Origin of the sequence: Senegalimassilia anaerobia JC110, assembly GCF_000236865.1 — a bacterium.
In the GTDB taxonomy this organism is placed as follows: Bacteria; Actinomycetota; Coriobacteriia; order Coriobacteriales; family Eggerthellaceae; genus Senegalimassilia; species Senegalimassilia anaerobia.
Map to the genome: position 1 here is coordinate 92,015 of NZ_HE611018.1, position 11,001 is coordinate 103,015.

General features: G+C 59.7%; 10 protein-coding genes. 2 read left to right on the forward strand and 8 right to left on the reverse strand.

The window, feature by feature from the left end; translation table 11 throughout:
- Window positions 1-54: 54 nt before the first annotated feature.
- Genes SFHG_RS10285 through trhA form a run of 3 tightly spaced genes read right to left on the reverse strand, consistent with a single transcriptional unit; the run spans window position 55 to window position 2,726 of the window.
- Window positions 55-987 (reverse strand): PspC domain-containing protein, encoded by a 933-nt coding sequence (locus SFHG_RS10285; protein WP_052297941.1) that lies wholly within the window; start codon window positions 985-987, stop codon window positions 55-57.
- Window positions 984-1,865, reverse strand: a complete 882-nt coding sequence (locus SFHG_RS09775) for a hemolysin family protein (RefSeq protein WP_052297942.1) — start codon at window positions 1,863-1,865, stop codon at window positions 984-986. Before SFHG_RS09775 ends, SFHG_RS10285 begins: the two co-directional genes overlap by 4 nt.
- 42 nt (window positions 1,866-1,907) lie before the next feature.
- On the reverse strand, window positions 1,908-2,726 hold the full coding sequence (gene trhA, locus SFHG_RS09780; protein WP_081469077.1) for a PAQR family membrane homeostasis protein TrhA: 819 nt from the start codon (window positions 2,724-2,726) through the stop codon (window positions 1,908-1,910).
- A 163-nt stretch (window positions 2,727-2,889) separates the two neighbouring features.
- Here trhA and SFHG_RS09785 point away from each other — a divergent pair, with 163 nt between their 5' ends.
- The gene (locus SFHG_RS09785) at window positions 2,890-3,333 is read left to right on the forward strand and encodes a GatB/YqeY domain-containing protein (RefSeq protein ID WP_042436967.1); all 444 of its coding nucleotides are present in this window, start codon (window positions 2,890-2,892) and stop codon (window positions 3,331-3,333) included.
- 391 nt (window positions 3,334-3,724) lie between these two features.
- On the opposite strand, the gene SFHG_RS09790 is transcribed toward SFHG_RS09785, so the two are convergent.
- The 4 genes from SFHG_RS09790 to mazG form a co-directional block, all read right to left on the reverse strand.
- On the reverse strand, window positions 3,725-4,852 hold the full coding sequence (locus SFHG_RS09790) for an aldo/keto reductase (protein ID WP_042436970.1): 1,128 nt from the start codon (window positions 4,850-4,852) through the stop codon (window positions 3,725-3,727).
- A 328-nt stretch (window positions 4,853-5,180) separates the two neighbouring features.
- Window positions 5,181-6,608 carry a glycoside hydrolase family 30 protein gene (locus tag SFHG_RS09795; protein WP_052297943.1) on the reverse strand — a complete coding sequence of 476 codons (1,428 nt, stop codon included), beginning with the start codon at window positions 6,606-6,608 and terminating at the stop codon, window positions 5,181-5,183.
- 5 nt (window positions 6,609-6,613) lie between these two features.
- Window positions 6,614-7,390, reverse strand: a complete 777-nt coding sequence (locus SFHG_RS09800) for a GTP pyrophosphokinase (protein WP_222859232.1) — start codon at window positions 7,388-7,390, stop codon at window positions 6,614-6,616.
- 284 nt (window positions 7,391-7,674) lie between these two features.
- Window positions 7,675-8,577: a nucleoside triphosphate pyrophosphohydrolase gene (gene mazG, locus SFHG_RS09805; protein ID WP_042436972.1), complete on the reverse strand. Its 903-nt coding sequence runs from the start codon at window positions 8,575-8,577 to the stop codon at window positions 7,675-7,677.
- A 618-nt stretch (window positions 8,578-9,195) separates the two neighbouring features.
- Between mazG and SFHG_RS09810 the strand changes: the two genes are divergently transcribed.
- Entirely contained in the window at window positions 9,196-10,047 is an 852-nt protein-coding gene (locus SFHG_RS09810) for a TrmH family RNA methyltransferase (protein WP_042436974.1), read from the forward strand.
- A 202-nt stretch (window positions 10,048-10,249) separates the two neighbouring features.
- Here SFHG_RS09810 and SFHG_RS09815 read toward each other — a convergent pair whose 3' ends face one another.
- Window positions 10,250-10,681, reverse strand: a complete 432-nt coding sequence (locus tag SFHG_RS09815; RefSeq protein ID WP_042436977.1) for a universal stress protein — start codon at window positions 10,679-10,681, stop codon at window positions 10,250-10,252.
- Window positions 10,682-11,001: the final 320 nt, after the last annotated feature.

Below are 11,001 nucleotides of genomic sequence, written 5' to 3' on the forward strand. Positions count from 1 at the left end.
ACGGAAGCGGCCATGCGCGCTGCGCATGGCCGTGATGCAAACCTATCGACTCGGTTAATCAAAAGGCAGAGGAAAGCGGTATTCGCGCCCCAACGGCGTACCGAAGGACAGCTCGCGCAGCGGGCCGGGTTCGGAAAACAAGTCGAAGCCGAGCACACAGAACAGCAGCACGAGCACCGCCGCCGCCACGATAACGACAGGGCGGCGGGCGTACGCCCCCATTGCTAGCAAAACGGCCGCCAACGCGGGAAGAGGCCATAAGCACTCGAACATCTTGGGCAACGTGGCCCACGAGATGAACCCCATGCTCATGGGCAGCAATGTCAGCCCCACCGCGAACACGGAAACGCCCGCGAAAAACGCCAAAGCGCGCTCGCCTTCGCCACCCGGCACGGCTATACGCACGATGCCGAAGACCACCAAAGCCAACGGCCAGCATTGCCACCAGGCAACCCCGTGCAAAAACCCCGAAACGGCAAACGACGCGCCCAGCGAAGCCAAAAGGCAGCCCACCGCAAGAGCGAGCACGATCCGAGCAGTTGACGGGCCATCCCCTTCGCCGGCCTTGGCATCGTGCGGTTCGACGGAAGCGACATCGGCGCCCATAGCGGGCCCTTGTTCGCATCGAGCGCCCTCCGCCATCGCGGGCGGCATGGGCGGCAGATGCGCCGCGCTCACATAGGGCACGGCATTCGCGCACCGCCCCATCGCGGCGCCGCGGGCGCGACGGCAATCCACCGCGCCGAACGTATCGGAGTGAACGGAATCAGGCTCCACCTTCACGGGCTTCACCTGCATGGGTCTTTTAGGAAGCACAGCCCAGAGCACCAGATACGCAAGGCCTGCAAGGCCCAGCGTCAACACGGCGAACGTCAGGAAAAGGATGCGCACGACCAGAGGGTCGACATCGAAGCGCTCGGCGATCCCGGCACACACGCCCCCTACCAGCGCATTGCGCGACCGGTATAGCTGGCGTGTTGGGTTCACCGCTCCTCCTGACCTGCCTTGCCATCGGATGCCTGCAAGGCATCGTCGGATATGCGCTCCACGCGCACCGCAAGGATGCGCCGGCGTCGCATGGAGTGGATGGTGAAGCGGTAGCCGTCCTTCTCGAAGGAGTAGCCCATTTGCGGAACGGTGTCCAGCATACTGAGCACCCAGCCGGCTATGGTCTCGTAGTCCTCGGACTCGGCAAGCGGCCAGCCCATTTCAACGGCGTCCTCAACGGGGAAACGACCGTCGGCAAGCCACACGCCGGGACCTTCCTGCTTCAGAATGGGGCGCTCGCGATCGGTTTCGTCCACGATCTCGCCCACGATCTCCTCGACGATGTCCTCGACGGTAATTAAACCATCGGTCCCACCGTACTCGTCTACCACGATGGCCATCTGTTGCCGTTTCGTTTGCATTTCGGCCAGAAGGGGGAACACATCCTTCGACTCGGGCACGAACAGCGGCTCGAAAGCGTAGTCGACCGCCAGGTCGTCGCCATGGCCGTCGAGCACGGGAGGCACCAGGTCCTTATAGTGGACCACGCCGACGATGCGGTCGATATCCCCTTGGAACACCGGAAGGCGCGAATAGCCCGTTCCCATCATGCGGTCCACCGCCTGGCGCACGGTTTCGGTACCCTCCACCAAGATCATATCCACGCGCGGCGTCATGATCTCGCCGGCGTCCATGTCGCCCAGGTCCAAGATCTCATGGATCATGCGCTTCTCATCATCAAGCAGATCGTCGCTGTCCGCCACGAAATCCTTGATCTCGTCCTCAGCCGACAGGGCCTGGCGCTTCGGTGCGCCCAAAAAGCCGAAAATGCCCTTCAGTCCCTTTTTAACGTCGTCGTCTTCGTTTTTCCCGTTCATGCGCTAAAACCGCTCCTAGTGATAATTTCCTTTTGAGCTAGCCTACATGACATACAGCGCAATCGCCAGGAATTGCAGCACGCTTCCCGCCACAACCCACAAATGGAATATGGAGTGCATGTACGGGATCTTCTTCAATACGTAGAAGACGCATCCGACCGAGTAGCAAAGACCGCCTGCGACCAGCAGCCACAAACCCGCAGCAGGGATGGCCTGGATAAGCGCCGGCAGGAACCCCACGATAGACCAGCCCAGAGCAAGATAAAGCACCGCGGAAATCCAGCGCGGGCGGAAGACCCAGAACGCCTCGCAGGCAACGCCTATCACGGCGAGCACCCACACGAACGCGCATAGCACGATACCGTTCGAATCGGCAAGCGAGATCAAGCAGAACGGCGTGTACGAACCGGCGATGAACAGGTAGATGCAGCTATGGTCCAACACCTTGAACACGCGTTTCGCCTTGTCGACGGCCAACGCGTGATACAGCGTGGACATGGTGTATTCGAGCAGCATGGTAAGCGTGTACACCAGCGCGGCGAACAGCAGGATGCCGCCGCCGTGGCTTACCGCCTTCACCACGAGGATGGGGATGGCGGCGATGGCCAGAAGCGCGCCAACGCCGTGCGAGATGGAGTTGGCAATCTCCTCGCCCAGCGTGTATTCGCGCACGTTATGCTTCCTGTTCGCCTCGTTCGCCGAGGTTTGCGCAGGCTCATTGCGATGCGCTCGGGCCTCGCGCAGGTCGCGCGGCTTGAACTGGGACGGCGTCCAGGCATGGGGAGTAGCAGGCGCTGCGGGGGTTTCACCGGCGCCGAAAGGCATATCAGACGATGCGGGGTATGTCGTTTCAGTATCCATAGGCACCAGTTATACCACACACGCAGCATAACGGCTCCCGTATGCTGCGCGCCCGTAGCGAAGCGGCTGCGCAGCGGAAGCCAGCGTCTTGCAAGCGGCGTTATACTGGGAAACGGAACACCTGGCGCCAAGCGCCGCAGGACCTCGATATCAAGGAGCGCACATGCAGTACGACGAGCTGAAAGAGCACATCAAGCAAGCCATGAAGGCACACGACAAGGTACGCCTGTCCATCCTTCGCCAAGTGCACGGCGAGATCAAGAACATCGAGGTGAATGAGCGCCGCGACATCACCGAGCAAGACGTCGACGATATGACGAAACGCGTCATCAAGCAAACCAAGGAGACGCTGGAGGGATCCATCAAGGCCGGCAACAACCAGGAGCGCACCGACACGCTCACGGCCCAGGTGAAGATGCTCGAAGAGCTGCTTCCCCAGCAGCTGGCCGGCGAGCAGCTTTCCGCGCTCATCGATGCCGTGCTGTCCGAGACGGGCGCGACCACGAAGAAGGAGATGGGGCGCGTCATGGGCGAGCTCACCAAGCGCACCGGCGGCAACTTCGACAAGGCCGCTGCCGCGAAGGAGCTGCAAGGCAAGCTTGCCTAACGAAGCACCGGTAAGCGAATAGGGAAAATGCCGCTTGCAGCGCAGGCGGCGAAAGTGAACGGGGTCGAAGGCGAGCACCGCCTTCGACCCCGTTCACGTATGGTAGCTTCGACCCCGTTCCGCATTGGAGCATCGCAGCGCTCGATCGCCTTCGCGGCCACGTCAGCCGCGCCAGCTCCGTATCACGGCTTAGGGACGGCCGCCTTCTCGACAACAGCCAGCTCCGCAGCAGCCTTGATCGAAGCACTTGGCGGCCTTCTGCAGCCACCCCCCAGCTCAGCATCACGGCTTAGGGACGCTCGATCGTCTTCGCGGCGACCCCCGCCCTGCAGCAGCCCTGCGCTCGAAATGCTCTCGGCGGCCCTCTCTGGCGCAACCGGAGCCGAATGCCTTACTCGAAATGCTCGGCTGCTTTCTCAAGCTGCTCGATGATGTCGATGCTCTGCGGGCACATAGCTTCGCATGCGCCGCATTGGATGCAATCGCTCGCGCGGCCCGGCGCCGCCTGCCAGCTATATTGCTGCTTGGCGAACTCGGTGTTCTCCGTTTGAACCTCCAGGTTCAACAGGTTCATGATCTCGGGGATGGCAATCTGCTGCGGGCAATCTTTCACGCAGTAACGGCAATTGGTGCACGGCACCGTGGGCACGGAAGCCAGTACCTTGCAAGCCGCATCGAGCGCCTTCTGTTCCCTTGGGGAGAACGCGTCGCCGTGCTCGCGCCATTCGGCGACGTTTTGCCTTACCTGATCGGGCGTGGACATGCCGGAAAGCACCGTGAGAACGCCAGGCTGGTTGTAGCAGAAGCGATACGCCCATGACGCCTGGCTCAGATCGGGGCGCGCTTCCAGCAACGGTGCCGCAACGGCTGCCGGCAAATCGGCCAAACGTCCGCCACGCGCAGGCTCCATGATCACCACCGGCTTGCCGTGCTTGCGGGCAACCTCCATATTGCGGCGCGATTGCACCACGGGGCTTTCCCAATCCAGGTAGTTCACCTGCAGCTGGATGAAATCCACCTCGGGATGCTCGTCGAGCAGCTGATCGAGCGTCTCCGCTCCATCGTGCATGCTGAAGCCCACGTTGCGGATCCTGCCGGCGGCCTTCATCTCCTGCGCCCATTTCCACAAACCGAAATCATCGAACTTCTTCGTACGCTCGCCGCCCACGTTGTGCAGCAGATAATAATCCACATAGTCGGTGCCCAAGCGCTCAAGGGAGGTATCCAGGCAAGCCTTGGCGGTTTCGGCATTGGGCAGCGCCCAGGCAAGGCACTTCGTGGCAATGGTGAAGCTATCGCGTGGATAGCGCTCCACCAGAGCCTCGCGCAACGCTACCTCGGAGTGCCCGTCATGGTAGACGAAAGCGGTATCGAAATACGTGCCGCCGGCATCCATGAACAGGTCGACCATCTCCTTGACCTGATCGATGTCGATGGCGGTGACGTCCTTGGGGTCGGTCAGCGGAAAGCGCATGCAGCCGAAGCCGAGCTTCGGCACGGTATTGCTGTTTGCGGTCATCGAATGCTCCTCTCGTTACATTCGATGGTAAAGGCTAGAGCGCACTTCAGGTCAAGGGCGGTTTCAAACAACGGCGAAAACCATCGCTCCCGCAAATAGCCGCCGGTTACGAGCTCCAGACAAAGCTCCGCGGGCCGCAGCGGCAACCATCGCAGGCGCAACAAGCCGCAACGAGAACAATCGCATCCTCGAACAGCACCGCCGACCGCAAGCCCCAAATCGCACATCATCGTAAGCCGCAGCAAATCGTCGCAAACAGCATCTCAAATAGCGAATTCCGAACCAAATGCGCCGCAAGCCACAGCAAGACCGCAGTGTGCGCGAAAGGCTACCTCTCGCGCACCTCGTCCTCGTCCCAAACCAGCGTGGTGATGCTGTGCCCCGCCGCCTTGCACTCCGCCGTAAACACCCCCTCCGACACCAGGAACTTTCGCGGCCTGGCATGACGGTTGAGCACCACCAGCGCACGCGACCCATCGGGATGCAGGAAGCCCACGGTCTCCAAGTCATCGGTATACCGGGACGTCAGGAAGCGACGCGACCCCACCGGCGCAAAGCGGGAGAAGTGCGCCATATAGAAGAACGACCGGTTTGCCACCAGCTCGCGCCTGTCGCGGTCGTACATCAACGGCGCCTCGCAGAAGTTGCGGGCATGGTTCGGCCCGCCCTTCTCATTGAGCAGCAGATTCCAATCGATGAATCCGGCAGCGCCTGCGTTCAAGCTGCCTATGACGGCATGCGCATACTGCTCGGCCTTGCGTTCCTGCGTGGCCTTGCGATCCTCGCCGCGTGTGTATTCCACGCAGCCTTCGGTGAACAGCAGCTCCTTGTCGGGCCAGCGTCGCGCCACTTCGTCCACCTGCTCGAAATGATCGCCCGCATACCAATGGAACGCCACGCCCGCGAAAGCGTCGGAGGCAACCGTGCCCTCGGCTCGCCAGCCGGCGGCGGCAAGCGGCAGCTTCCCCGCCTGATTCACCGGCGCTCCAAAGGTAGATTGAACGCGCGACAATATCTTGTCGGTGTTGTGATCCCATGCGAACAGCTTCACATCGCCATGCCCCGACGCGTCCAACGCCGGACGCAGATACGCCGCCGCAAATTGAGCTTCCTCTTCCGCGCTGAACAGGCACGAATCCCACGCCTGGCTTGCCATGGGCTCGTTTTGCACGCTCATACGGCTTATGCGCACGCCTTCGCGAGCATACGCGTCCACATATTTCGCCAGCACCTCGGCCCATGCCTCATACTGCGAACGACGCAGCTTTCCCCCACCGTTCATGCGTCGATTGGTCTTCATGAACGCCGGCGGGCTCCAGGGACTTGCGAACAACTGCAGTTGCGGGTTCACCGCAAGCCCGCACTTGACGAACGGAAGTAGCAGCTGCCTATCGCGGCTAATGGTGAACGACCGCAAGCTTGAATCGAATGGCCGCACATACGAATAGTTGCTCAACGCGAAGTCGCAGCTCTGGATATGCGTGCGGCATAAGCTATACGCATTTCCGCCGGCGGCAGGATCGCCATCCTTCGCTCCCCCGAAGCACAGCAACAGAAAGCGGTCCTGCAACTCCGGCGGCATGAGGGCGAACACGTTCGCCGCTGCCTCCGTGAACGCACCGCCGAACCCCGATATACGTTGATACGCCACATCGGGACGGCAGGTGATCAAATGGAGTTCAGCATCCGGATTGCGCGTGAATCCCAGCTCATCCTGGGATAGCGTGTTGTTCGCATCGGTGACGTAGCGCTTCATGATGACTACCCTTCAGGCTCCAAGGCGCCCGCCAGCACCTGCATGCGGGCCTCGACCTCCTCGATGATACGGCTGCAATCCTTCAGCTCGCTGCTGGCATCGATGCCTTGCACCTCGCTGACGGCCTTGTACTTCAAATCGTGCTCCAAGCTTGCCCAGAAGTCCATGGCCAGCGTTCTCAGCTGGATTTCCACGGGAATGGACTCCTTCTTATCCATGAAGAACACGGGGATGCGCGCGATGACGTGCAGGCTGCGATACCCGTTCGGCTTCGGCGAGGCGATGTAATCCTTCACCTTCACGATCTCAAGATCATCCTGGCGATTGAGCAGCTCGAATAGGCTGTACACATCCTGGATATAGGGGCAGATGACGCGAATGCCGGCGATATCGAGAATGTAACGCTCCATGTTCTCAAGCGTCGCCTCGTACCCGTAGCGCCCGATCTTCTCGTATATGCTCGCAGGAGTCTTCAGGCGGCTTTCGATATGGTGGATGGGATTGCGATGCTTCTTCAGGTTCAGATCCTGGTCCAAGATTTCCAGGCGAACCTGCATCTCCCTCATGGCGGCCCGATACTTCTGCATGATCGACTGGGTCTCCACGCTAGCCTGATGCAGCTTCTCCATGCTCTCGGAGGTCATATGCAGATTCCCGTTCATATCGAACGCCGAAAGGTCGGGCACGTTCGGAACAGGCAGCTGCTTTGCGGCGCTGTCCTCCACCGTACGCCCCTGCAGCCTTTCCGCAGCTTCAATCGAGGGTTCACCGGTCGTACTCATCGGCTTGCTCCTTCTCCGCACCTTACCGATGCGGCGTAATCGCGATTCACGCAGTTCGCGCATTGAAAATACGCGCCGCAGGCCTAACGGCTTACGGCGCGTGCTGTCGATTGAGATTATGGTACCGCACGGGAAGCCAGGTTTACAGAGCGGCAAGGGCTTTCTTACCATCCTGTTACCACGGCCAATTTCCGTTCCGGCAATCGCGCCGCGCGAGGGGGAATCGGGGAGGTTCCCCCGCGAAGTCGGTCGCCGCGGCCAGCTTCCCGTTCCAGCGATAGCGCCTACTTGCGCAAATCGGCCTTCGCCTGCTCCCACAAGCGGCTCTGCTCCTCGCAGGTCATATCCTCAAGGCGTACGCCCTGCTCAAACGCCGACTGCTCCATGGCAGACCAGCGCGTACGGAACTTGCGGCAGCTTGCCCGCAGCGCGTTCTCGGAGTTCACGCCCATACGACGAGCAACGTTGACCAGGCTGAACAGCACATCGCCTAGCTCCTCCTCCACATGGGCAATTGCCTCAGGGTCGCCTTCGACCTTGCCATTTGCCGCCTTCGGGGCCTGGTCGTACGCCTCGTTCAGCTCATCGATCTCGCTTCGAACCTGACCCCAAACATCTTCGAGCGTTTCCCATTCGAATCCGGCCGCAGCCGCCTTGCGCGATATCTTCTGCGCCTGCATCAGAGCCGGAAAGCTCACCGGCACACCATCCAGCAACCCAGCCGGCGGTTCGCCTCCGCTTTCCTCACCAGCCTGGTCGGCCGCCTGCTTTTCCCGAAGCTTCACCTTGTCCCATAGGTTCAACACCTCGGATGCGCCAGCTGCCGCCTCATCCCCGAACACGTGCGGATGGCGCCTGACCATCTTGGCATCCACGTCCGCCGCAACATCCTCGATATCGAACTCGCCCGCATCGGCCGCAATCTGACTTTGCAGCACCACCTGCAACAGCACATCGCCAAGCTCCTCGCGCATATGGGCAACGTCGCCCGCCTCGATGGCATCGACCGCTTCGTAGGCTTCCTCGATCATGTTATGAGCAATGGACGAGTGCGTCTGCTCGCGATCCCATGGGCAGCCATCAGGCGCGCGAAGCGCCGATATCGTAGCTACGAACTGATCGAACGCGGGGTGCTGCTCGGGATGCGCTGCCCGCTCAAGCGCATTCTCATGTTGCGATGCCGACATACCATGCTCCTTTGTCGAGTTATCTTTATTGGAAAGTATACCCTTCAACACAACGAAGCCGCCAAACCTCAGAGACAGAGTCCTCATTCACGAGGTGAAGCTTTCACGATTTGCCAAGGAGCCAAAACCGGCTTTTCTGCCACGGAACGAGAACTGCACTTTTCCGAGCGGAGCCTTGATTTCGCTAAGCATTGCGTTTATATGCCATGGTACAAGAACCGCACTTTTCCTTAACGAAAAGAAACTGGAGCTTTGTTTTGTCGCGCAACAGCCCGCAATCTACCCTTACAGAGCCGATCGCACATCCCTGATACTTGCGGCATAAATTCGCCCCATGGATTGAAACGGCAGAACTCAGAAGCGTGCGCTTTTCTAGATTTGACCCTCGTTGCCGCAGGACATGAACGAAACCAACAAGCACCGCAGCCTCTCCCCCGCTTGCCCGTCCGCCGGCCTATTCATCTGCACCCTTGGCTTGGCGTCTTGTTTCCCCATCGCCCTCCGTCAACCCACTGTCTTGGTTACACGCCAAGCTGCAGGTTCCGCGCACATGCTGCGCATCGATGCTGCCATCGGGTATCATTGACCCTAAGCAACACCGAACAGGAAGAACGGCTCATGATCATCAACGTCAGCACTATAGACGACCCCCGCCTTGACGCATACGCGCGCCTGACGGAGGTGCAATTGCGAAACAAGCTCGAACCCGAAAAGGGCATGTTCATCGCCGAGTCGTCGAAGGTGATCGAGCGCGCCGTCGCAGGCGGCATGCAACCGCTGTCGCTGCTGATGGAGGAGAAGTTCCTTCCCGGCATGCAACCCATCATCGAGCAAATCGGGCAACGCTACCCTGATATCGACCTACCAGTGTTCATTCTTCCTCACGGTCAGCTCAAACAACTGACCGGCTTCGAGCTCACACGCGGCGCACTCGGCGCCTTCCGCCGCCCAATCGCTGCAAGCGTTGAGGAGGTTTGCCACAACGCACGACGAGTAGCCGTACTCGAGGACATCACGAACCACACCAATGTCGGAGCCATCTTCCGCAGTGCGGCCGCACTTGGAATCGACGCAGTGCTCGTTACGCAAGCTTGCTACGATCCGCTCTATCGCCGAGCAGTCCGCGTATCCATGGGAACCGTGTTCCAGATTCCCTGGGCCCGTATCGGCGCAGATTCCGGAGCCACGGGAGCCGGCTCATGGGCCCACGACGGCATTCCGCTGCTGCACAGCCTGGGGTTCAAAACCGCCGCTTTGGCACTGTCGGACGATTCTGTTTCAATCGACGATCCCCAACTTGCAAGCGAAGAGCGCCTAGCCCTGGTATTAGGAACCGAAGGCGACGGCTTAGCCTCCAGCACCATCGCAAATTGCGACTACACCGTGCGTATCCCCATGGCCCACCGAGTTGACAGCCTCAACGTAGCAGCAGCAAGCGCCGTTGCCTTCTGGGAACTGAGAGCAAAGTAGCAAATCGCTGCTTTTCCGATCCTTGAGACAAGCGGCCCAAAGTTCAAATGCAGGAACAGCCGACATGCGACGAAATGCGACCACCGATTGATCGTTTCGCGACGCCGGCGGCACGCATAGACAAATTCATCCGCTGAATAAAATTGGCCGCCAGCGAACACTCGCAAGCGGCCAATCAAATCGGTCGACGTTTGACTTCACGCTATTTCACAACCAGCACAGGTACCTTTGCACCGGCAAGCACTTTGTGGCTAACGCTGCCCGTATACTCCTTCAGACCGGAAAGACCCCTGTTGCCGATAACGATCATGTCGTATTCACGCTGATCGGCAAGTCGAAGGATCTCACTAGCGGGATTCGTGCCCGTCAACAAGAGAGAATCCGTACGAGATGCGACATCATCACCCATATCACTAGCGGCAGCAGCCAACAAATCTTCGCCATCGGAAATCATCAGGTCCAAAATACTTTGGAAACTAGCCATTTGATCAGAGTTCAACATGGGAATCGGCACAACATAGACAAGATCGATGTGGGCATTCGGATTAGCAGCAGCCAACTCCGATGCAGTCTTAAGCGCCTTCTTCGAACCCTCAGACTCATCAAATGCAACGAGCATCTTATCAACAGCCATAACAGATCTCCTCCCTTGCAGCCCAAATGAGCAGGTCGCAGAATCGCGATCAATCACTCTAATCCCTGATTTGAAGTATAGTCGACTTACCCTCCACGGTTCATGCACAATTCGGTAACAGCAGGCGCAGCATCCTAACCTTGCTCAAAACCGGCCACAAATCCGGAGTGAATCTCACATCTTGCTAGGCATTAGCGTCTCCAAAACGCAAATAGACTCCGCGAGGGTAACAGCCCTCAGCGCACCCTGGGGCCGAGCCCGTGAACCATGCCGAGGCCTCACGACGCATAAACCTGCCGGCATCGCGCGCAACGCCACTC